The organism is Sorangium sp. So ce1504 (genome assembly GCF_051521635.1).
Lineage (GTDB): Bacteria > Myxococcota_A > Polyangia > Polyangiales > Polyangiaceae > Sorangium > Sorangium cellulosum_B.
This window is the reverse complement of record NZ_CP150365.1, coordinates 3,530,992-3,551,655: the sequence shown is the minus strand read 5'-3', so window position 1 is coordinate 3,551,655 and position 20,664 is coordinate 3,530,992. Positions and strand designations below refer to the sequence as shown.

At 73.6% G+C, this 20,664-nt stretch carries 15 protein-coding genes; 8 read left to right on the top strand and 7 right to left on the bottom strand.

The window, feature by feature from the left end; all coding sequences use genetic code 11:
- Positions 1–214: 214 nt before the first annotated feature.
- The 3 genes from WMF39_RS13565 to WMF39_RS13555 all read right to left on the bottom strand — a co-directional run bounded on the left by WMF39_RS13565 (position 215) and on the right by WMF39_RS13555 (position 3,373).
- The gene (locus WMF39_RS13565) at positions 215–940 is read right to left on the bottom strand and encodes a class I SAM-dependent methyltransferase (protein ID WP_437745933.1); all 726 of its coding nucleotides are present in this window, start codon (positions 938–940) and stop codon (positions 215–217) included.
- A 42-nt stretch (positions 941–982) separates the two neighbouring features.
- Positions 983–1,933 carry a glycosyltransferase family 2 protein gene (locus WMF39_RS13560; protein ID WP_437745932.1) on the bottom strand — a complete coding sequence of 317 codons (951 nt, stop codon included), beginning with the start codon at positions 1,931–1,933 and terminating at the stop codon, positions 983–985.
- 138 nt (positions 1,934–2,071) lie between these two features.
- A complete protein-coding gene (locus WMF39_RS13555) occupies positions 2,072–3,373 on the bottom strand; it encodes a glycosyltransferase (RefSeq protein ID WP_437745931.1) in 1,302 nt (433 codons plus the stop codon).
- A gap of 86 nt (positions 3,374–3,459) precedes the next feature.
- Here WMF39_RS13555 and WMF39_RS13550 point away from each other — a divergent pair, with 86 nt between their 5' ends.
- Both WMF39_RS13550 and WMF39_RS13545 read left to right on the top strand, forming a co-directional pair.
- A complete protein-coding gene (locus WMF39_RS13550; RefSeq protein WP_437745930.1) occupies positions 3,460–5,067 on the top strand; it encodes an oligosaccharide flippase family protein in 1,608 nt (535 codons plus the stop codon).
- 225 nt (positions 5,068–5,292) lie between these two features.
- Positions 5,293–6,216 (top strand): DUF4123 domain-containing protein, encoded by a 924-nt coding sequence (locus tag WMF39_RS13545; protein ID WP_437745929.1) that lies wholly within the window; start codon positions 5,293–5,295, stop codon positions 6,214–6,216.
- Between the two features lie 32 nt (positions 6,217–6,248).
- Here WMF39_RS13545 and WMF39_RS13540 read toward each other — a convergent pair whose 3' ends face one another.
- The 3 genes from WMF39_RS13540 to xseA are packed head-to-tail and all read right to left on the bottom strand — an operon-like array spanning position 6,249 to position 11,132.
- Positions 6,249–8,438: an amylo-alpha-1,6-glucosidase gene (locus WMF39_RS13540; RefSeq protein ID WP_437745928.1), complete on the bottom strand. Its 2,190-nt coding sequence runs from the start codon at positions 8,436–8,438 to the stop codon at positions 6,249–6,251.
- Entirely contained in the window at positions 8,435–9,421 is a 987-nt protein-coding gene (locus WMF39_RS13535; RefSeq protein ID WP_437745927.1) for a shikimate dehydrogenase family protein, read from the bottom strand. The genes WMF39_RS13540 and WMF39_RS13535 overlap by 4 nt, the downstream gene beginning before the upstream one ends.
- Positions 9,408–11,132 carry an exodeoxyribonuclease VII large subunit gene (xseA, locus tag WMF39_RS13530; protein WP_437745926.1) on the bottom strand — a complete coding sequence of 575 codons (1,725 nt, stop codon included), beginning with the start codon at positions 11,130–11,132 and terminating at the stop codon, positions 9,408–9,410. Before xseA ends, WMF39_RS13535 begins: the two co-directional genes overlap by 14 nt.
- A gap of 157 nt (positions 11,133–11,289) precedes the next feature.
- On the opposite strand from xseA, the gene WMF39_RS13525 reads away from it, so the two are divergent.
- From WMF39_RS13525 to WMF39_RS13510, 4 genes are all read left to right on the top strand, one after another.
- Positions 11,290–11,673: a biotin carboxylase N-terminal domain-containing protein gene (locus tag WMF39_RS13525; RefSeq protein ID WP_437745925.1), complete on the top strand. Its 384-nt coding sequence runs from the start codon at positions 11,290–11,292 to the stop codon at positions 11,671–11,673.
- Between the two features lie 167 nt (positions 11,674–11,840).
- Positions 11,841–12,998: an IMP dehydrogenase gene (locus WMF39_RS13520; RefSeq protein ID WP_437745924.1), complete on the top strand. Its 1,158-nt coding sequence runs from the start codon at positions 11,841–11,843 to the stop codon at positions 12,996–12,998.
- A 197-nt stretch (positions 12,999–13,195) separates the two neighbouring features.
- Complete coding sequence (locus WMF39_RS13515; protein WP_012235105.1) at positions 13,196–13,540, top strand: SCP2 sterol-binding domain-containing protein; 345 nt, start codon at positions 13,196–13,198, stop codon at positions 13,538–13,540.
- A 191-nt stretch (positions 13,541–13,731) separates the two neighbouring features.
- Positions 13,732–14,919 carry a CaiB/BaiF CoA transferase family protein gene (locus WMF39_RS13510; RefSeq protein WP_437745923.1) on the top strand — a complete coding sequence of 396 codons (1,188 nt, stop codon included), beginning with the start codon at positions 13,732–13,734 and terminating at the stop codon, positions 14,917–14,919.
- 98 nt (positions 14,920–15,017) lie between these two features.
- Here the strand turns inward: WMF39_RS13510 and WMF39_RS13505 are convergent, their stop codons facing one another.
- Positions 15,018–16,562: a hypothetical protein gene (locus WMF39_RS13505; protein WP_437745922.1), complete on the bottom strand. Its 1,545-nt coding sequence runs from the start codon at positions 16,560–16,562 to the stop codon at positions 15,018–15,020.
- Positions 16,563–16,704: 142 nt separating this feature from the next.
- Between WMF39_RS13505 and WMF39_RS13500 the strand changes: the two genes are divergently transcribed.
- A complete protein-coding gene (locus WMF39_RS13500) occupies positions 16,705–19,542 on the top strand; it encodes a protein kinase domain-containing protein (protein ID WP_437745921.1) in 2,838 nt (945 codons plus the stop codon).
- Between the two features lie 10 nt (positions 19,543–19,552).
- Positions 19,553–20,632, top strand: a complete 1,080-nt coding sequence (locus tag WMF39_RS13495; RefSeq protein ID WP_437745920.1) for a hypothetical protein — start codon at positions 19,553–19,555, stop codon at positions 20,630–20,632.
- Positions 20,633–20,664 lie beyond the last annotated feature (32 nt).

The following is a 20,664-nucleotide window of genomic DNA, read 5'->3' as shown; positions in this document are numbered from 1 at the left end:
TCACGTGCTGGCGCGTGGTTTCCCCCGTCTTTCGGCACGTCTCATGCCAGACCGCGCCACAGCGGAACCGGGCTGTTCAGCACCCTGGGCGGCTCGCGCGGGCAGGCTGCCGGCGGGACCTTTTCACCCCGGCGGGGAATTTTGCCCCACGACGCTCGCCCCGCGCGTCCGGCGGCGCGTCAGAGGGTGCGGGCTCGCGGCGCTCACGGGTGGCCTAGCCGCGCGCGTAGGCGAAGGTGCCGTCGATGTTGAGCAGCCGCGTCGCCTGGACGAGCTCGGCCACGGTCACGCCGAAGCGCCGCACGAGCCGATCGGCGACGTCGCGCCGGAGGATGTCCCTGCGAAAGATGTGCAGCGTGCGGGGGGCGAAATACCCCTCGAGCTCCGCGAACGTGAGGCGCTGGTAGTCCGCGCTGCCGGGGACGGGCTGCCGCGACACGACATCGTAAAAGAAGAAGATGCCGCCCGGCCGGAGCAGGCGGAGCGCCTTGTCCATGAGGCCTCGCTTGAGCTCCGTGTTGGTCACCGACGACAGGACCGCGAACATCATCACCACATCGAACGGGCCCCCGACGTCGGCCGTCAGGAAGTCGCCCGCGACGAAGCGGATGCCAGCGAAGCGCGAGCGCGCGAGCTCGGTGCGCTGCGCGACGAGATCGATGCCGGTGAGGCGCGTCGGATCCGCGCCGAGCTCGACCAGCCAGGCCAGGTTGGATCCCGACCCGCAGCCCACGTCGAGCACCGACATCTCGCGCAGCGCCTCGGGCGTGCGCACGCCGCACGCGACGAGCGCCTCGCGCAGGCGGCGCTGCCGCTGCCGCGCGACGAGGTACGGGTGGGCGTTGAGCAGGCTCGCCCAGGGGTTCCCGGGCAGGAAGCGCTCGGTGTAGTGCCGCTTGATCGCCGCGAGATCCCGCTCGAAGCCGCCCTCTTCAGCCATCGGTCCGCCTCCCTCCCCTGCGCGCCCCGCCGGCCCGCTCCATCAAGGCTGCCCCACGGCCCACGCCGGCAGGCGCTGGACCCCCCAGCGCACCACCTTGAGCAACCCGAGCGCCACCGTTTGCTCCACCGTGAGCCGGCGATGCGGCTTCCGCCGCGCGAGGTACGCGTCGAGGTAGCGCAGGAACTCGGGATCCGGCTCCATGCCGCCCACCTCGCGCCGGATGCGCCGGTACTTGCGCGTCTTCCAGATGAAGTTCTCCCAGCTGTCGAAGTAGTCGTGCCGCATCAGGAGATCGGGCACGTAGACGACCCGCAGATCAGGGAAGTCCTTCGCGATCCGGTAGACGAGGTAGACCCCCTCGGCGCCGTAGAACTGATCGGGAAAGCCCCCGGTCGAGAGGTAGACGCCGCGCCGGATCGCCATGTGCCCCTCGGTCGCGAGGACGTCGTCGACGACGTCGTCGCCGCGGTCGTAGTGCCCCGCGAGCGTGCAGAAATAGGGGTGCTCCTTGGGGATGATCCGGCCGCGCATCGCCGCGATGCGGGGGTCCTGGAAGACACGGCAGACGACCTCGACGAACGTCGGCGCGATCAGCCCGTCGTCGTCGATGAAGGCGACGTACTCGCCCCGCGCCCAGGCGATGGCGGCGTTGCGCGCGGCGTTCAGCGGAATTCCGTCGGTGAGGCGCAGCTCGACGTCGACGAGCGGGGCCGAGCGCGGCCGCAGGTGCTCGATGCCGCCGCTGTCCGCGAGCAGGATCTCGAACGGCACGTCGAGCGCAGCCGTCTGGCCGCGCGCGTGCTGGAGGCACTCGATCAGGTAGTCCTTCGCCTTGTAGGAGATGACGATCAGCGTGAGCTTCGGCGACGGGACCTCGCGCCGCACGATGAGCTCCTTCACCTCGGGCGCGTATTTCGCGCGCCACGCCTCCTGAAGGGCGCGCTCGGCCTCGGGGAGCCCCGCTCGATCCTGGAGAAGATGGTCAGGCATCGCGGGCTCGCATGCCACGGGGGCCGCCGCGCAGGCAAGGATGTCGAGCGGGCGCCGCCCGGGGAGCGGCGTCGGCGCGCGCGCTCAGCGCGGAGAGCGCGGCGTCAGGCGCGCGCGCTCAGCGCGGAGAGCGCGGCGTCAGCCCCTCGGGCTCGCCGCGACGTCCTCGAAGAGGCGGGCCAGCGCCCCCGCGCTGGCGCGCGCGCTCAGCGCGGAGAGCGCCGCGTGATCGGGCTCGACGAGCGGCCGACCGGCCGCGCGCGCGTCGAGCGCGTCCTCGATGCGGCGCTCGATCGCCGCGGCGTCGCCGGCCGCGTGCGTCCAGCCGAGGCGGGTCGTCTCGAGGATGCGCTCGATCTCAGGGGACGCGAAGGCGGCGAGCACGGGCGCGCGCGCGAGGAGGTAGTCGTAGAGCTTGCCAGGCAGGAAGTACGGCTCCTCGCCGCAGCCGGCGAGCAGCGCGAGATCGGCGCCCGCGACGAGGCCGAGCCCCTCGGCGTACGGCAGCACCGTGCGGTACTCGAAGAGCCGCGACACCCCGAGCTCCTCGGCGAGGCGGAGGTCGCTCCTCGCGACGCGCCCCAGGTTGAGCAGCCGGATCGCGCCCGGGCCGAGCGATCTCCGGCGCGCGACGGCCGCGAGCGCGCGGACGAACGGCGCGAGCGTGCGCTCGCTGTAGCAGTTGCCGAAGTGCACGAGCGTCACCGCCTCGCCGCGCTGCGGGGCGGCCGCCGCGTCCGGATCGAAGCCGGTCCGGATGCACTCGACGCGGCGCGCGATGCGCCGCTCGGCGTAGGCGTCGCGGGTCATCTCGGACGTCACCGTGAAGGCCGCGGCGGCGCCCACCACGGCCCGCTCGACGAGCGCCGCGGCCGCGCGGCTCCAGGCGGGCCGCGTCGCCATCAGCGGGCCGAACGACCACGGATCGCGGAAGTCGACGACGACCGGCCGGCCGATGGCCCTGCCGGCCAGCACGCCCGCGAGCACGGCCTCCCACGGCGGCCCGCTCGCGAAGATCACCTCGGCGCCGACCTCGCGAGCGAGGCGCGCGATGCGGACCGCGAGGGCCGGGACGCGGCCTGCATCCGGGCCGATCACCGGGACGTAGCGGATCTCGGCGGCGACCCGCGCGAAGCCCTTGCGCTGCGCGACCGGCACCGGCGCCTCGGTCGGCGCCTCCAGGGTGCCGTCGGAGCCGAGCGCGCGGCGCGGCATGCGCGCGAGCTCGGCGTCCGTGAGGTAGTCGCGGCGTACATCGCACGCGGGCAGGTCGGCGTCGGTGAACGACGGATCCACCCGCTCGCCGGGAGGCGGCTTGGCCGCGAGCACCGTCGTCTCCCAGCCGTGCTCCGGCAGAAATTTCGCAAAGCGGTACGCGCGCTTACCGCCGATGCTGAACCGCGGGGGGAAGTAGTAGCTCACGAGGAGCGCGCGCTTCATCGCGGGACCTATATCACGGGCTAGCCGGGCGCCGCGCGCACGCCTCGGGAGGCCGCTCCTGCCCGCGCATGTGCTACCGAGCCGCCATGCAGGACGAGCAGCCCGCCCCGGTCGAGCCGAGCGCGCCCTCGCGGGCCCCGGAGGTCGCGCGGGCTGCCAAGGCAGCGCCGGGCCCCGGCGAGGCGCAGGGCACATCGCTGGCCGACCGGATCGGGATGATCGTCGGCGGGCAGGTCGTCAACACGCTGATCGTCCTCGTGCAGGGCATCGTCGTTGTGCGGCTGCTCGGCAAGGCCGAGTACGGCGTGCTCGCGTTCGCGACGATGCTGTTCGTGACGGGGCGCGATTTCGCGCTGCTCTACCTCCCGGAGTCGTTCCTCTATTTCGCGCCCAAGGTGACCCGCGCCGAGCTCCGTGGGCTGGTGCGGCAGAGCATGCTGCTCCTGGTCGGCCTCGGGGCGCTGTCCGCGCTGGCCTTCTCGGTGTTCGCGCTGGTCCCCAGCGTCTTCCTCGACGGCCGCGAGGGCGTCACGCAGCTCCTCCTGCTCATCGGCCTCATGAGCGTGATCGCCTACCCGGCGAGCGTGTTCGGCCCGCTCTTCATCGCCACGAACAACCACCGCAAGTCGGCGGGGCTCGCGCTGATCGTCACGCTCTCGAACGCCGCAAGCGCGATCGTCCCCGCGGCGCTCGGGTGCTCTATCGCCTGGATCGTGGCCGCCCAGTGCGCCGCGCAGGCCCTCCGGCTCTGGCTCTCGTACCGGCTCTACGCGCGGCTGTTCCAGGACGTCGCCGCGGCCCCGTTCCCTGGCGGCGTCAGGGCGCAGCTCGCCTACGCGCTCCCGCTCTCGGTCACGCGCTTCGCCGGCCTCTTCAACCAGAAGCTCGACAAGTTCGTCATCGGCCTCTTCTTCAGCGCGGGTCTCTACGCCGAGTTCTCCGTCGGCTCGCAGGAGCTCCCGCTCGTCGGCGTCCTCGCCTACTCCGTCGCCTCGACGATGCTCCCCGACCTCGTCGCCCGCGTCGAGAACGGCCGGACGCCGGAGGAGGGCGCGAGGGCGGCGATCGACCTGTGGCACTCGGGCGTCCGCAAGACGACGCTGATCATGCTCCCGATCGCGGTGTTCCTCCTCCTCTTCGCCGAGCCGCTCATGCGCGCCATCTACGGCGACGCCTACGCCGGCGCCGCCGTCCCGTTTCGCATCTACTCCGCGCTCCTGCCGCTGCGCGTGACGGCGTACGCGATCATGCTGATGGCGTTCGGGAAGACGTCGATGATCCTGCGGATCCAGGTGCTCTCGATGGCGTTCAACGCCGCGGCGAACCTGGTCCTCCTGCCGACGGTCGGCATGGTCGGCGCGCCGCTCTCGGCGGTGCTGACCCAGGTGCTCGTGATCGCCTTGACGGTGGCCTGCATCGCGCGCTTCTCCGGCGTCGGCCTCCGCGGCGTCTTCCCGTGGGGCCATTACGGGCGCGTCGCGGCCACCGCGATCGTGGCCGCGGCGCCGCTCGCCGCGTTCCTGCTCACGGGCGCGACCGACAGGCGCCCCGCGCTCTGCCTCGCGCTCTGCGCCCCGCTCTACGCGGGCCTCTACCTCGTGGCCGCGCGGGTCACCGGCGCGCTCGCCCCCGAGGACCGGGCGTTCGTGGCGCGCTGGCTGCGCCTCGAACCGCTGCGGAGCCGCCACGGCTGACGCATCCGCGCGCGTCGCACCCTCGCTGTCTCGGGCGGCGAACGAGGGCTGCCAGCGTGAAATGCGCGCAGGCTGCGCCAAAGGGCCCTCGCCTCGAAGGCGGAAAAGATTGACAGTGGCCGGGTCGTCTCCCGCGCGGCGCCCGCCTTCGGGTGGATTTCCCGCCGATCGGTGTTCTAGGCTTACTTGCCGGCCTCATCGGCGCCTTGTGCGATGGAGACGACCATGAGCGAAGACCAGGAAGCAGGGCTCGTCCTCCGGGTCATCTCGGGCCCCCTGGCCGGGCAGACGGCGCGTATCCCTGGCGACCGTCCGCTGCTCGTCGGCCGCGCGCCTGAGTCGGATCTCTCGATCACGAGCGACGGTGAGCTCTCTGCCCTGCATTTCTCGGTGGAGCAGATCGACGGCAGCTACCTCCTCCGCGACCTGGGGAGCCGCAACGGGACGCAGGTCAACCGGGAGCGGGCGCGCGAGGTGTCGCTCCGGGACGGCGACGAGATCCGCGCGGGGGGGACCGTCTTCGCGGTGGTGCGCCGCGAGGTGAACCGCCGCTACGCGCCGACCGAGCCCGCGCCGCCCTCGCGCCGCGCGCGCAGGGCCGCGGTGCTCGCGACCGGGGCGCCGTTCGCCGCGTCGGCGCGGGCGCGGCTCCGGCAGGAGCGCTCGCCGCTCTTCGCGGTGGTCGACGCCGCCCGCGACCCGCGCATCCGGCTGCTGCTCGGCGACGCGGGCGAGCAGACCGCCTCGCTCTACACCGGCTTCCAGGGCGAGATCCTCGCGGACGTCGGCCCCACGCTCGTGCACCTCCCGCACGGGTCCAGGCTGCTCGACGCGCTGGTCGACGGAGGCTGGGGCGACTGCTGGGGCGTCTTCCTGACGAGCGACCGCGCGTTCGGCGACGTGCGGAAGCACCTCCGCCGGTTTCTCCTTGTCGAGAACGGGACAGGCAAGCAGCAGTATTTCCGGTTCTACGACCCGCGCGTGCTCCGCGGCTTCCTGCCCACGTGCGGTCCTCGAAAGATCGAGGCGCTGTTCGAGGAGGTCGAGGCCTTCGCCATGGAGGCCGAGGATCCGGGGAAGCTGCTCCGCTTCACCGCCCGGGGCGGCAAGGCGCTGCGCGAGGAGTCGGCGCTGGAACGCGACGGCTGAAGGCGCGCGCCGGCCCCGCGGGCCGGCGTGGCTCAGCGCGGCGGCGCGCCCGCGGCGCTGCCTGGGTCCTGGGCGGGCAGGTCCCAGGCGACGAGGCGCAGGAGCTCTGCCACGCTGAAGGCCTGCGCGAAGCTGCCACCAGGGTGGTGCGGCGGCTCGCCGGCGGCGACCTCGGGCACCTGGCCGAGCGCGATCTCGTTCGCGGCCGCGGAGGCCGCGAGCCGGTGCAGCAGCGGGATCACGTGCTCGCCGAGCGTGGAGAAGCGCCGGGCGGCGCGCGCGTAGAACCCGAGCAGGAACGGCCAGGCCGTGCCCTGGTGGTAGGCGCTGTCGCGCGCCTCGGGGCCTCCCTGGTACCGGGGCGCGTAGGCCGGATCGGCCGGCGAGAGCGTGCGCACGCCGGCGGGGGTCACGAGCTCCAGGCGGACCCGGTCGAGCAGCGACGCGGCCCGCTCCGGCGTGAAGCAGGCGGGATCCACGGCGACGGCGATCAGCGCGTTGGGGCGGATCGACGCGTCGCGGAACGCGCCCTCCCCGTCCGCGCGCTCCGAGATGACGTCGTACGGGTAGCCGGTCTCCTCGCACCAGAAGCGGGCGGCGAAGCCCCGACGCGCCGCGCTCGCGGCCGCCTCCGCCCGCCCCGCGAGGCGGGCGTCGCCGGCGGCCCGCGCGAGGCGCGCGAGCGTCTCCGAGCCCTTCGCCCACAGCGCCGTGAGCTCGACCGGGCAACCGGCGCGCGGGGTCACCGCGCGGCCCGCGACGCGCGCGTCCATCCACGTGAGCCCGTCGAAGGCGCCCTCGCCCAGGCGCCCTGCGGCGAAGAGGCCGTCGGCCGTGACGTGGATCCCGTTCCGGGTCCCGCGCATGGCCGCCTCGAAGGCGTCGCGGAGCGCGCCGAGCAGCTCGCCCGCCACGAACGGGTGCGTGTCGCCGACCGCGTCCGCGAGCAGGCGAGCCGCCTCGAACAGCCAGAGGGTCGCGTCGGCCGCGTGGAAGTCCGCCGGCTCGCCCGCGTCGGGGAGCCGGTTCGGCACGAGGCCGTCCTGCATCGCGTCGATCATCGCGCGGAGGACGCGGATCGCGGCCTCGGTCTTGCGGGGCACGAGGTAGAGACCGGGCAGGGAGATGAGCGCGTCGCGGCCCCACACCTCGAACCAGGGATAGCCCGCGATGACGCTGGGCCGCGCGGCCGCGTCGGCGCGGAACGCCTCGGCCGCGATGGTGAGCTTCCGCTCCAGGAGCGGGCGCCGGGGCCCCGGGTCCTCGGCGCGGATCGCCGCGCTCGCCGCCGCGAGGAGGTTCTCCGGCTCGTCGTCGGGCAGCGCGCCCACCGCCACGAGCAGGTGAACGGGCTCGGCACCGATCACCGTCTCGAAATGGCCCGGCGTCCAGAGATCCTCGAGGAAGTCGAGGCCCCGATCCTGCTCGCCGAGGTACTCGAAGCGTCGCCACCAGTCCTGCGAGCCGACGAACGTGCCCTGGTAGCGGAAGCAGATCCTCGGCAGCGCGCGGTTCGGCTGCACCCGGACCTCGCCCATCACGGGGCGGTCGCGCCCCGAGCCGGGCTCGCCGCGCGCCGCCCCTGCGCGCAGCTCGACCTTCTGGGAGATCCCGCCGTTCTCGCGGAGCAGCTGGTGGATGTGGCGGGCGGCGAGGAGCGGGCGCAGCGTCAGCATCACCGGATCCGCCCCGCTCCAGGCATAACGGAGGACGGCGGCGTTCTCGCCGCGCACGAGGCCGAGCGTCACCTCGAGCTCGCCGCCCGGGACGGCGTACGCCCAGCGCGGGAGCGGATCCTGATCGAAGCGCTCGAGGTAGAACGAGCTGCTCTCCGGATCGATGCCCGGGAACTGGTGCTTGGCGAGGTCCCACCGCGGCCACGAGGCGCGGCGCTCGGACGGCGCGCCCTGCTGTCGGACCGGGCGGACGCAGACGTCGACGTGCGAGAGCATGACGTGCCGGCGCCGCGGAGGGTCGAGGGCCGCGACGAGCAGGCCGTGGTAACGGCGGGTGTGCATGCCGGCGATCGTCGAGCTCGCGTAGGCCCCCGCGCCGTTCGTGTGCAGCCACTCCTTGCGCGCGATCGAGAACTGGCCCCGCACCTCGACGTGCGGCCACGGCGAGGCGTGCTCGAGCGCGGCGCCCTGGCCGCGGGGCGCCGCGGGCGTGGACGACAGCGCGTCGTGGGGCGGGGAATTCCGCCGGGATCCGTCCGAGCTCATCGACCGCCGGTTGCCTTCCTGAGCGAATCCTCGGCGGCGGAGCGCATCACCTCGACCGGCGCCGGGAGGCCGGTCCAGAGCGTGAAGGACTGCGCCGCCTGGCCGACCAGCATCCCGAGCCCGCCTTCGGCGCGGAGCCCTCTCTCGCGCGCCGTCCGGAGGAAGGGCGTCACCGGGGGGTTGTAGACGAGGTCGTAGAGGCACACGCTCGGCGAGAGCGCGTCCCACGGGATGATGCCCGTGACCTCCTCCCCGGGCGGCCCCCCGAGCATGCCGGCGCTCGTGGCCTGGATGATCAGGTCGGCGGCGACGGTGAACTCGCTCCAGTTGAGCCGCAGCGCCACGGAGGACTTGCTGCTGATCGACCTGTCGGTCGGGATCGGCCAGGGCGCGGTGAGCGCGCCGAGCTCGGACGCGCGCTGCCCCGCGGGCGACTCGAGCATCGCCTCGGTGCCGGTCCACGAGCGGGTGGTCACGCTGATGAGGTGATAGCCGAGCAGCTTGCACGCGGCGATCGCCGCGAACGCCGCGCCGCCCGCGCCGATGATCACCGCGCGCTGGCGCGGGCTCGAGCGCGCGCCGTACGGCCCCTCCGGATCGTCCCCGCGGGGCGGGGCGGATCCCAGGAGCAGCGCGAGCTCGTCGCGGAGCGCGACCACGTCGGTGTTGTACGCCGTCACGCGCCGCGCCTCCGTCGCGCAGAGGACGTTCGCGGCGCCGACGTCGGCCGCGCTCGCGTCCACGTCGTCGACCATCGACATGATCGCGCGCTTGTGCGGGATCGTGACGTTCGCGCCAGCGATAAGGCCGCTCCGGATGTCGCTGACGAAGCGCGCGAGCTCCGCGCCGGTGGGCACGTCGAACGCGCTGTAGATGTGCGGCAGGTGGTGCGCCCGAAACGCGGCCGAGTGCATCGCCGGCGAGACCGAGTGGCCCACCGGGTGCCCCACAAGACCGAACCTTCGCCGCTCAGCGTTCGACATGGTGCCTCTCCTCAGGACCGGCCTCCGCGCCGCCCTGCCCCACCGAGACCTGGCCGGCGGCGCCCGCGCGACCGACGGCCGGGGCGTGCTCCTCGGCCGCGAAGCCGAGCCCGAGTTGCTCGCACGCGGGCGCGCCGGGCTGCGTCCTCTTGCGCCTCGGCGCGCGGCCGGACGCGGCGCGCGGGCCGCCGCCCTGGCGCGCAGGCGGCGCGGGCGCCGCCGCTGCCACCGCTGCCGCCGCTGCCGGCGCGTGCGCGTGGCCCTCGACGAGCGGCTCGTCCGGACCTGCGGTGACGACGACCCGCGCGAGGAGCGCGCCGTGGTGCACGCGCACCGCGATCGGATCGCCCGGCGCGACCTCGCGGTGATCCCGGACCGCGCGCCCCGACGCGTCCGTCGCGATGGCGTAGCCGCGCGCGAGCACGCGGAGCGGCGACATCGCCTCGAGCCGGGCCACGTCGCCCGCGAAGCCCTCCCGCAGGAGGGCGACGTGGCGGTGCGCGGCGGCGGCGAGGCGCACCGACAGCGGCCTGAGCGCCCCGCGGGCGCCCGCGAGCACCGCGCGCGGGTGGCGCGCGGCGAGCCTCCGCTCGAGGCGCTGGAGCGCGGCGCGATCCTCGACGAGGATGCGCTCCATGCGGCGCCGGAGCCTCGCCATGGCGTCGTCGATGCGCTGCTGGGGCTCCGCCAGGATCTGCGCGGGCGAGCCGAGCCGGGCGCGCTGCCGGTCGAGATCGGCCCGAGCGCCCCGGAACCGGTGGGCGATCGCGCGGCGCATGCGGGCCTCGAGGTGCTCCAGCGCCGCGCGCCGCGCGGCCGCGTCCGCGACGAGCATCTCTGCTGCCTGCGAGGGCGTGGCGGCGCGCGCGTCGGCGGCGAGGTCGGTCAGCGCGACGTCGATCTCGTGCCCCACGGCGCTCACGATCGGCACGCGCGCGGCCGCGACCTTCCGGACGACGATCTCCTCGTTGAACGCGCTGAGGTCGTCGGCCGAGCCGCCCCCGCGCCCCACGATGATCACCTCGATGCCCGGGAACTCCTCGAGCAGCGCGATCGCGCGCACGATCCGCTGCCCTGCCCCGGCGCCCTGGACCGGCGTGCGCGCCAGGATCAGCCGTGCGCCGCCGCGGCGGAACGCGACGGTCACGATGTCGTGGATCGCCGCGCCGTCGCCGCTCGTGACGACGCCGATGATCTGCGGATCGACGGGCAGCTTGCGCTTGCGCTCCGGCGCGAAGAGCCCCTCGGCGGCGAGCTTCTCCTTGAGGCGGAAGAGCGCCTCCAGGAGCGCGCCGCGGCCGGCGAGGCGCGCGTCGTCCGCGGAGAACTGGAGCCGGCCCCGAGGCACGTAGACCGTGGCGCGGCCGGTGAGCACGACGCGCGCGCCGTCGGCGAGCAGCTTCCGCGCGCGCGGCGCCGCGGTCCTGTACATCACGCAGTCGATGGCCGCCTCTTCGCTCTCGTCCTTGAGCGTGAAGTAGGCGTGGCCGCTGCCCACGACGCGCAGGCCCGAGATCTCGCCCTCGACGCGTACGTCCGCGGTCGACCCCTCGAGGATCCGCTTCAGCCGGCGATCCAGCTCCGCGACCGAGACCACCTCCGGCTCGGCGCCCCGCTGGCGGCGCGAGGGCGGCGGGCCCGTGAGCTCGCGAGGCTCGGCGACGGGAAGGGCCGCGAACGAGAGCTCGGGCGGGATATCGCGGCGCTGCACAGGGCAGACGTACCCTTTTGCTCGGCCTGTGGAAAGACTCTCGCGGGCCTGATCCCGCGTCAGGCGAGCCCGCCGTCGGGCGCGCGACGAGGCTCGGCGCGGAGCGGCGGAGCGACGGGCCGTTCGCGGAGGCGATTCCGTGTGAAAGGGCCGGCTCGTGATCCGCAAGGTCCTCCTCCCCGACCGCGGCGAGATCGCCGTGCGAGTCCTCCGATCGCTGCATGAGGCCGGCCTCCAGGGCATCGCCGTCTGCAGCGACGCAGGCGGCGACAACCTCCATGTCCGCCTCGCGAGCGCGTCGTACGCCATCGGTCCCACGCCTGCGGCAGAGAGCTACCTCCGCTTCGACCGGATCCGCCGCATCACCAGTCGTTCCGGGGCAGGCGCTATCCATCTCGGATACGGAAAACCGCGAGTTCGAGGAAGCATGCGAGCGGACCTCATCGGGCTCCTCGTCGCCGAGGAGGGGTCGCAACGCGGCGTGACACGTCGCAGCGCACGCCATTCGCGACCCGCCGGGGACGTCCTCGGCAGGCCGTAGTCGGTCGTAACCGGTCGTAACCAGTCGTAACCGGTTGTAACGGGTTGTAACAGAGCGGGTCGTCAACAACGCGCAGCACCCTACGCAGCGCGTTGTCCCAAAGTCCCCTCGCTCCGGCCTCGGTCAATGCTATTCTACCGCCAACTTTCGGTCGGGGTGGAGGTGCGATGGGACGCGAGGCGAAGGGCCAGAAGGACCCGCTTGGGTCCGTCGCGATGCTCCCGTCGATCGAGGTCCGAGCCCACGAGCCTCCCTCTGCGACAGGCAGGCCGGCGACGCAGCGCGCGGGCGAGCCGGCGAGCGACGCCGCCGTGACGCCTGTCCCACGGGCCCGTTGGTTCGACGCGACCGCTCCCGACGTGACGCCAGCGGGGGGCACGGACACCCGGCGGCGCTGGGCGATCCCGCTCTTCCTGGCCGCGCTCGTGCTGGTCGTGACCGCGCGCGGCCTGATATTCCGTGCGCTGTTGCCGGTCGCCCTCGTGACGGCGGCGGTCGCGCTGCTCGCGCGGGGACGGCGGCAGCTCGTGCCCCCTCCGCAGGTGAGCCGGCGCGGGCTGAGCCTCGAGGGCGATCAGCTGCTCCTTCGAAGCCAGAGCAGCGCTGCGCAGCACGTGCTGCTCACCACCCGCGAGCGGTTCGGCGTCACGCTCCTCGCGACGCCGCGCCGGGATCGTATCGTCGCCCTGCTCAGCTCCAGCGCCGGGATGTCCTCCATCGGGGCCGGCTTCGACGGCCCCTCGCGGCGCACCTTCGCCGCGTTGCTCGACCACGCGTCCGTCGTGGGCTCCGACGAGGTCGGGCTCGAGGCGATCGGCCCGGACGGCGAGCCGATCTCGCTCAGCCCCGCGGCGCTCGCCGCGCTGCTCGAGGAGCTCACGCTGCGCTCTCCTGGGTGCCTCGAGCGCTTCCTCCTGACCGACGCGCGCGGCGCCGCCCTCGGCCTCGACAGCCGCGAGCTCCGCGCCGGCGGCCGCGTCTTCGATCTGACGGCGCCGCTCGAGTGGCGCGCGTTCGTGTTCCAGGAGGCGCTCGGGCAGGCGATCGCGGTGTACCAGGGAACGTGGGTACGCCAGGGTACCAACGAGCTCTCCCTCGTCTGTCTGCTCCCCGCGATGACGCCGCCGCTCGACGTGCTGGGGACATCGCTCGGCCCGCTCGATCGCGGCGCGCTCCGTGACCTCCGGCTGATGCAAGGCATACCGGAGAGCCCGCCGCCCGCCGATCAGCGCGTCGCCATCGATCGCCTGCTGATGGTCCCGATCCGATCCGCGCTGGACAAGGCGCCCCGGCCCGCCGCGCAGGCGCCGCGCGCGCGTGCATGACGCATCCACGGTGAACCCAGCGCCAGGGTTGTCCTGATGGGTCGACGAGGCGGCGCGCCAGGGCTGCCCTGACGGAGCGAGGAGACAGCGCGCGGGCGTCGTGCTTCGCTTGACTCCCGCGCGCGGGCACGGGTAAACCGCGCTCGGTATCCAGGCGATTTCGAGTCACCGTCCCACACGACATCCGGAGGCGATCCATGGCCGTCGATATCCAGAAACTGTTCAACGAGGAGCTGCCCGCTGCGCTGGTGAAGCATTCGGACGCGGCCAAGCAGATCGGCGGGAAGTACCAGATCAACGTGACGGGCGAGGGCGGCGGCGAGTGGCTGATCGACCTGTCCGACAGCGGGCCCAAGCTCTCCTCGGGCAACCCTGGCAACGCGGATGTCACGATCTCGCTCAGCAGCGAGGATTTCCAGAAGCTGCACGAGAATCCGCAGGCCAACTCGATGCAGCTCTTCTTCGCGGGCAAGCTGAAGGTCACGGGCAACCAGATGCTCGCGATGAAGCTCCCGAAGCTGTTCCAGCTCAACGCGGGCTGATCCGGGCGCCGGCGGAGATCCGGCGAGCCCGCCTGCGCCGCCGCGCGCGGTAACGGCTCGCTGGTGGATCGCAGCCCCTGCGTCCGCCCCAGCCAACCTCGTGTGCCTTCTGCGCGCGGCGCGCCCTTCGCTCATCATTCCTCGATCGCTCGATCCCTCGACGGATCTCGCGCAACGACAGGAAAGCCGCCGTGCGCCCTCTCACCGACACGCGCGTCCTCGATCTTTCGAGGCTCTTGCCGGGCCCCTTCGCGACCCTCGTGCTCGCGGATCTCGGCGCGACGGTGGACAAGATCGAGGACGTCGCCGGCGGGGACTTCCTGCGCCAGCTCCCCCCGCAGATCGCCGGAGAATCCGCGGCGTTCCAGCTCTTGAACCGCGGCAAGCGCAGCGCCCTGCTCGACCTGAAGGCGCCTGAGGGTCGCGACGCCTTCCGCCGGCTCGTCGCCGGCTACGACGTGCTCTTCGACCAGTTCCGCCCGGGGGTGCTCGATCGGCTCGGGCTCGGTCACGCGGCGCTGCGCGCGGACAACCCGCGGCTCATCGTCTGCGCGCTGACCGGCTACGGTCAAACGGGCACGCTGGCGGCGCGCGCGGGGCACGATCTCAACTACATCGCGCGCGCGGGGGTCCTCGGCGCGCAGGGGCCCGCCGAGGGGCCACCGCAGGTGCCGGGCTTCCAGGTCGCCGACATGAGCGGCGGGATGTGGTGCGTGATCGCCATCCTCGCCGCGCTGCGCGAGCGGGAGCGGACCGGGCAGGGCGCGGTGCTCGACATCGCCATGACCGACGGCGTGCTCGGCTTCGCCCTTCCCACGCTCGCCGCCGCGCTCGCGAGCGGCGGAGAAGCGGTCGGGGAGACGGCGCGCGCGGCGGGCGGCGCGCCGCTCACCGGCGGGCTCGCGCCGTACAACACCTACCTCTCGAAGGACGGGCACGCGATGGCCCTCGCCGCGCTGGAGCCGAAGTTCTGGGCCTCGTTCTGCGAGGGCGCCGGGCTCGATCCCGACCCGAGCGCGCTCGTCCCCGGGCCGCACCAGGCCGAGCTCAAGCGCAAGCTGGCCGCCGTCGTTCGGGAGAGGACGCGCGCCGAGTGGGAGACCTTCGCCGCCGAGCGCGACTGCTGCCTCGAGCCGGTCGTCGATCCGCGGAGCGCCGCGGCGGATCCCCACCTCGCCTCGCGCGATCTCCTGTTCGAGATCGCCTCGCCGCGCGGCCGGATCCCCCAGCTGAGGACGCCGGTCACGCCGGCGGGCGTCGCGTTCGCGCCGGCGCCTCGAGCCGGCGAGCACACGCGCGCCGTGCTCCGCGACGCGGGCTTCTCGGAAGGGGACATCGACGCGCTGATCCGCGCAGGCGCGGCGCGGGAGGCGCGCTGACGGCCGCCGTTCGCGAGCGCGCCGCGCGCCACGTGCCACGTGCCACGTCGAAGATGCGCGCGGCGCGCCGGCAGCGGCGACCGAGCTGCTGCTTCGCGTCAGATCTTCTTCAGCTCGTCGACGAACTCCCAGTCGGCGATGAGGTGCTTCTTGAGCATCAGCGACAGGAGCGCGGCGAACATCGCCTCCCAGCGCACGTTGTTGCCGAGGATCTCGCTCGCGTCGGCGCCGTGGGACACCGCGCGCAGCGCGGAAACCAGATCGCGCGCGGTGAGGCCCGAGTCGTCCGCCGTGGGAGGAGGAGGCGGCTCGGACTGCGCGGTGGCGCGGGGGGACGGGGCTTCTTTTCGCGGCTGCTGCGGCTGCTGCTGGGATTTGGACCCGCGCGCGGGGAGCGTGATCGTCGTCCCGTCGAGCAGGGTGAGCGAGACCATCCGCCGGCGACCGCGGCCTTGCGGCGCGGGGATGTTGCGCACCTCGCGCTCGCTCGGGGGCTCGTCGCCGTAGTCGGGCACGCTCTCCGGGACGGTGCGCGCCGCAGCGCTGGCGCGTCCGAGCACCGCGCCGAGGAGAGCCGCGGCTGGCGTGCTCGACGTCGGCGCCCCGTCCATGCTCGGCGCCGCGTCGCCGGCGGACGCCGCGACGGGCCCCGGTGCGGAGCTCGGGCGCATCGTCTTCCGGCGCTCCGGCTGCGCTGCCTGCGCCTGTGCCGCCTGCGTGAACTGCGCCTGCGCTGGCTGCGCAGGTTGCGCGGGCGTGGCGGATCGTGCTGCCTGCGCCGCCGCGAGCAGCTCGGGCGTCGGCGCGACCTTCAACGTCGGCCGCGAGCGCTCGTCCGGTCGGCCGCGGATCTGCCGCTCCTCCGGGGAGCTGCGGACTTCCTTGGCCGCGGAGCGAGGCGGTTCCCACGCCAGCTCGTCATCCATGACGCCCACGTCGGAGGGGTCGACGTCGGAGGTCTCGATCGCCGGCCCCGCGTCCTCGACCAGCCGCGCCCCGGATCGCATGGCGGGCCTGGTGAGCAGCAAGGGCTCCGGCGTCGATGGCGTCAGCGGCGTGTCCTCCGCGTGGCGCGCGGTCTCGGGCGCTCCGGAGAGCTCGGACGAAGGAGGCGGGTCGGCGGGGCGCGCCCGCGACTGCGGCTCGCTCACCTGGGCCTGCTTCGCGGGCGCGGGCGGCGGCGCCGAGCGGGCGCGCGCTCCGTAATAGACCCGGATCGCGTTCCGGATATCGCTCGGCGGAGCGATCATCGCGCGCACGGGCAGGCCGGAGAACGCCATGCACTCCTTCATGCCGTCCTCGTTCGTCGGATCGTCCATCGCGACGTACAGCGTCTCGCCCTGGTTGCGGACGTGGCGAACGTAGATCGGGACGAGGCAGTAGCGCTCGGCCACGTCGTGCGGGACGAGGTTGAGCAGCTGCCGCGAGAACTCGATGTGCAGGAGCGACACCCACGGGACAGCGAGCTGGTGCGACAGGATCTGCGTCAGCTGGGTTTCGTTGATGAGCCCTTGCTCGACAAGGAGCGTCCCCAGCCGCCGGCCATCCGTGCGCTGCTGCTCCAGGGTCCTCTCGAGGGCGTCCTGGGTGATCATCCGCGCGTCGACCAGGAGCTGACCGAGACGTAGGCGAGGCGTAACCATCGCGCCCGAGGTTACCCCAAGAAGGATCCAGGACCTAACAGACGGCTGGACGAGCCCCCCCGCCCCCCTCCGGACGGCGCCCCCTCGGGCCGAGGGAGACCTCGACTCCAATCGCTATCCCGAACGTGGTAAGGTCCCGCGCGTGTCCACAGTGGTCTGCCCGCAATGCGCGAATCCGTGCGAGCAGGCGCACAAATTCTGCCCGGTGTGCGGCTTCCCGATCTCGGAGTTCAACCGGACGTCCGACGATCCGCTGATCGGGACGACGCTCCCTGGCAACTACGTGATCCTGGAGCTCGTCGGGGTGGGCGGCATGGGCCGCGTGTACAGGGCCGAGCAGAAGGCCCTGGGGCGCACCGTGGCCGTCAAGATCATCCATCCCCACCTGCTCGGCGACGAGAGCGCGTCGGTCCGGTTCATCACCGAGGCCCGCGCCGCGAGCCGCCTCAACCACCCGAACTCGGTCGGGGTCATCGACTTCGGTAAGAACGGCGGGCAGCTCTACCTCGTCATGGAGTTCCTGCGCGGGCGCGACCTCGCCCGCGTCGTCTACGAGGACGGCCCGCTCCCGTTCCGCCGCATCGTCGACATCCTCTGCCAGGTGCTCGCGGCGCTCGCCGAGGCGCACCACCTCGGCATCATCCACCGCGATCTCAAGCCCGAGAACATCGTGCTCGAGCCGATGCGCTCGGGCGGCGACTTCGTGAAGGTCGTCGATTTCGGCCTCGCGAAGCTGAAGGGGGAGGTCGCGACGACGAACATCACGAGCCCCGGCATCGTCTGCGGGACCCCGGACTACATGGCCCCGGAGCAGGGGCGAGGCGATCCGATCGACGCGCGGAGCGACCTCTACGCGTGCGGCGTCATCCTGTTCCAGCTGCTGACCGGCCGGCTCCCGTTCGAGGCGGAATCGCCGACGCAGGTGGTGCTGATGCACCTCTCCTTGCCGCCGCCCGATCCCGCCCTGCTCGCGCCGGAGCGCGAGATCCCCGAGCCGCTCGTCGAGGTCACGCTCCGGGCGCTCGAGAAGGACGCCGCGCGGCGCTACCAGTCGGCGGACGAGTTCGCGGCGGCGCTGCGCGCGGCGCTCGGGACGTTCGACACCCCCTCGGGGCGCTTCTCGTTCTCCGACGCGACGGTCATCTGCGGCTCGTGCCGGGCCATCGTGCCGCGCGGCCAGAAGTTCTGCGGCGAGTGCGGCGCCAGGATCGCTCAGGCGCACTCGCCCGCCCCTGCGCCGCGCGCAGCGCCCCAGGCCGCCCGGCGCGATCGCGCCCCCTCGGCCCCCACGCTCCCGCTCCCGTTCGCGGCGCGCGAGGACGACCTCGCGTGGCTCGACACCTGCCTCGCCGACGTCGAGGGCTCGGTCGTCGCCGCGCGCATCGTCGGCGAGCACGGCGTCGGCAAGACCCGGCTCCTCCGCGAGTTCCTCGACGTCGCCGCGAGCCGGGGCGACATCGTCATCCAGACCGGCCCGGACCCGTGGGGCGCGGAGGTCGGCTACTACGCGCTCCGCTGGGCGATCGCCGGGCTCGCCGAGCTCCCGCCCGACGGCGGCAACGCGTCGAACTGGAGCGGCGCGACGCCGGAGGCGCGGCGCGGGCTGCTCGAGATCTTCGGCAAGGGCGACCGCGGGAGCGACGTGCGCAGGCACGCGTGGAACAAGCCGACGGCGGGGGGCCTGTCGCCCGACGATCGCCGCTTCATCGCCGCGGAGGCCCTGCGCTGGGCGCTCTCTCGCGCGCAGCAGACCGCCTTCCCGCACCGGGTCCTGCTCGCGATCGACGACCTGCACGCCGTCGACGGCGCGAGCCGGAACGCGTTCGCCGACGTGATCGCGGAGCCGCCGCTCGCGGCGCTGCTCATCGTCGCCAGCCACACGCCGGGCTTCGAGCCCGAGTGGGGCGGCGCCGTGCGCGCGCTCGGCGGCCTCCCGAAGGACATCGCGCTCTCGCTCCTCCGCAGCAGCGTCGGCCTGGACCACCGCGCCGCCCGCAAGACGCCGCCGAGCATGGGCGGCCTGCGGCTGTCGCCGCGGCGCGACCCGTCGGACGGCGCCGCCGATCAAACCCCGCTGGCCCTGCCGCCGAGCGCGGCGAGCCCGGCCGTCCTCGGCGGCGAGGCCGCGACGGTGCCGCCGCTCTACATCGACCAGCTGGTCCGCTACACGCTCGAGGGGGGCAGCGACCCGCCCGCGCGGATGGCCGACCTCGTCGCCGCGCGGATCGAGCGGCTCCCGCAGGACGCGCGCCGCACGCTGCAGGCGCTCGCCGTCATCGGCGACGCGGCGGACCGGGCCACGCTGCAGCGCCTGCTCCCGGACATCCGCGCCTTCGACGACCTGCTCGGCAAGCTCGCGGCGGCGGGCATGATCGAGGAGCACTCGAGCGGCATCCGCACGGCGCACCCGCTGCTCCGCGACGTGACGCTCGCGACGATCCCGGCCGGCGTCCGGCGCGATCTGCACGCCAAGGCGACGTTCGACAGCGCGGGCGACCCGCTCGCGCTGCCGCTCGAGGTGCAGGCGATCCACGCCTACCACGCGCAGAACGCGTTCGTCGCGCTGATGCTCCTCGAGCAGGCGGCGGACCGCTCCGCCGCGCGCGGGGACAGCGCCGGCAGCGTGCTCGCGCTGCGCCGCGGCCTCGATCTGGCGCGGCGGGAGATCTTCCGGGGCGAGCTCGACGATCCGGTGCGCGCCGTCCTGATCTTCAGCCGGAAGCTCGGCGAGGCGCTCGCGCGCGCCGGTGATCTGACCGACGCCGACGGCGTGCTGCGCGAGGCGCTCGACCTCGCCGGCCCAGGCGGGCCTGATCGCGCGCTCGTCCTGGGCGCGCTGGCGCACGTGGCGCACCAGCGCGAGCGCACGGGCGAGGCGTCGATGTACCTCCGCGAGGCGATGGACCTCGCCCGGCAGGGCGCCGACAGCGACGTGGTGCAGTCGCTCGACAAGATGCGGCGCGAGTGGATGTCGCGCTGAGCGAGAGACGGTGAACGACGAGGAACGATCGCGAGGGCCCGGATCGCCGGCGAACGCAGCGGCATCGCCGCCGCGCGCGCCGTTCATCGCGCGGTGGGACCTCGACAAGACCTACCTCCGGACCGACTTCGACACGCTGCGCGACCTCGTGCGGACCGCGATCGAGCGGCCGGATCAGAAGCGCACCGTGCCGGGCGCGGGGTCGCTCCTGCGCGAGCTCGGCCGCGCGGGCGTCGAGACCCACATCCTCTCGGGCAGCCCGGAGCAGCTCCGCTCCCGCATCGAGCAGAAGCTGCGGCTCGACGGGGCGCGCTGGGCGTCGCTCACGCTGAAGCCCAACCTGCAGAACATCCTCCGCCTGCGCTTCCGCGCGCTGCGCGGGCAGCTCGGCTACAAGCTGCCCGCGCTGCTCCAGCGGCGCTGCGAGCTCGCGGATCAGCGCGACCAGAGCGGCGCGCTCATCCGCGAGGTGCTGCTCGGGGACGATGCGGAGGCCGACGCGTTCGTCTACTCGCTGTACGCGGACGTCTGCGAGGGCCGGGTCACCCCGCTGGAGCTCGGCGAGGTGATGCGGCTCGGGCACGCGTACGACGACACCATCGTCGATGCGATCCGGTTCGCGAGCTATGTCGAGAAGGGCCCCGTCGTCGAGCGCATCCTGATCCACCTCGACCGCCAGTCCTCGCCGTCGGATTTCCGGATCTTCGGCGACCGGGTCGTCCCCTTCTACAACTACCTGCAGGCGGCGTTCGTCCTCCACGAGGACGGCCGGATCGCGGCGCACGCCGTGCTCCGCGTCGCGCAGTCGCTGGTCGTCGCCCACAACTTCGATAGCGTCGCGCTCGCGCGGAGCTACGTCGATCTGTCGCGCCGCGGGCACGTCTCCGGCAAGGGCATCGCGTCCCTCGCGGCCGCTTACGGCGAGCTCGCGCAGCGCAGGGCCGCGGGCGCGAGCGATCTCGGCGCGATGGTCGCGGAGCTCACGCGGCTCTGCAGCGATCTGCGCCCCGCCGTGAGCCGGCCGCACGCGGACATCGACTATCGCGCGCTCGCCGCCGGCCACAACCGCCGCTCGAAGCGCGGCCGCTGACAGCGGGCGGGGCGCCGCCGCGGCGACGCCCT

What these genes read in the sequence shown, in the direction of transcription:
- WMF39_RS13565 (WP_437745933.1), bottom strand. Translation starts at nt 940, where the DNA reads ATGGCTGAAGAGGGCGGCTTCGAGCGGGATCTCGCGGCGATCAAGCGG.
- WMF39_RS13560 (WP_437745932.1), bottom strand. Translation starts at nt 1,933, where the DNA reads ATGCCTGACCATCTTCTCCAGGATCGAGCGGGGCTCCCCGAGGCCGAG.
- WMF39_RS13555 (WP_437745931.1), bottom strand. Translation starts at nt 3,373, where the DNA reads ATGAAGCGCGCGCTCCTCGTGAGCTACTACTTCCCCCCGCGGTTCAGC.
- WMF39_RS13550 (WP_437745930.1), top strand. Translation starts at nt 3,460, where the DNA reads ATGCAGGACGAGCAGCCCGCCCCGGTCGAGCCGAGCGCGCCCTCGCGG.
- WMF39_RS13545 (WP_437745929.1), top strand. Translation starts at nt 5,293, where the DNA reads ATGAGCGAAGACCAGGAAGCAGGGCTCGTCCTCCGGGTCATCTCGGGC.
- WMF39_RS13540 (WP_437745928.1), bottom strand. Translation starts at nt 8,438, where the DNA reads ATGAGCTCGGACGGATCCCGGCGGAATTCCCCGCCCCACGACGCGCTG.
- WMF39_RS13535 (WP_437745927.1), bottom strand. Translation starts at nt 9,421, where the DNA reads ATGTCGAACGCTGAGCGGCGAAGGTTCGGTCTTGTGGGGCACCCGGTG.
- WMF39_RS13520 (WP_437745924.1), top strand. Translation starts at nt 11,841, where the DNA reads ATGGGACGCGAGGCGAAGGGCCAGAAGGACCCGCTTGGGTCCGTCGCG.
- WMF39_RS13515 (WP_012235105.1), top strand. Translation starts at nt 13,196, where the DNA reads ATGGCCGTCGATATCCAGAAACTGTTCAACGAGGAGCTGCCCGCTGCG.
- WMF39_RS13505 (WP_437745922.1), bottom strand. Translation starts at nt 16,562, where the DNA reads ATGGTTACGCCTCGCCTACGTCTCGGTCAGCTCCTGGTCGACGCGCGG.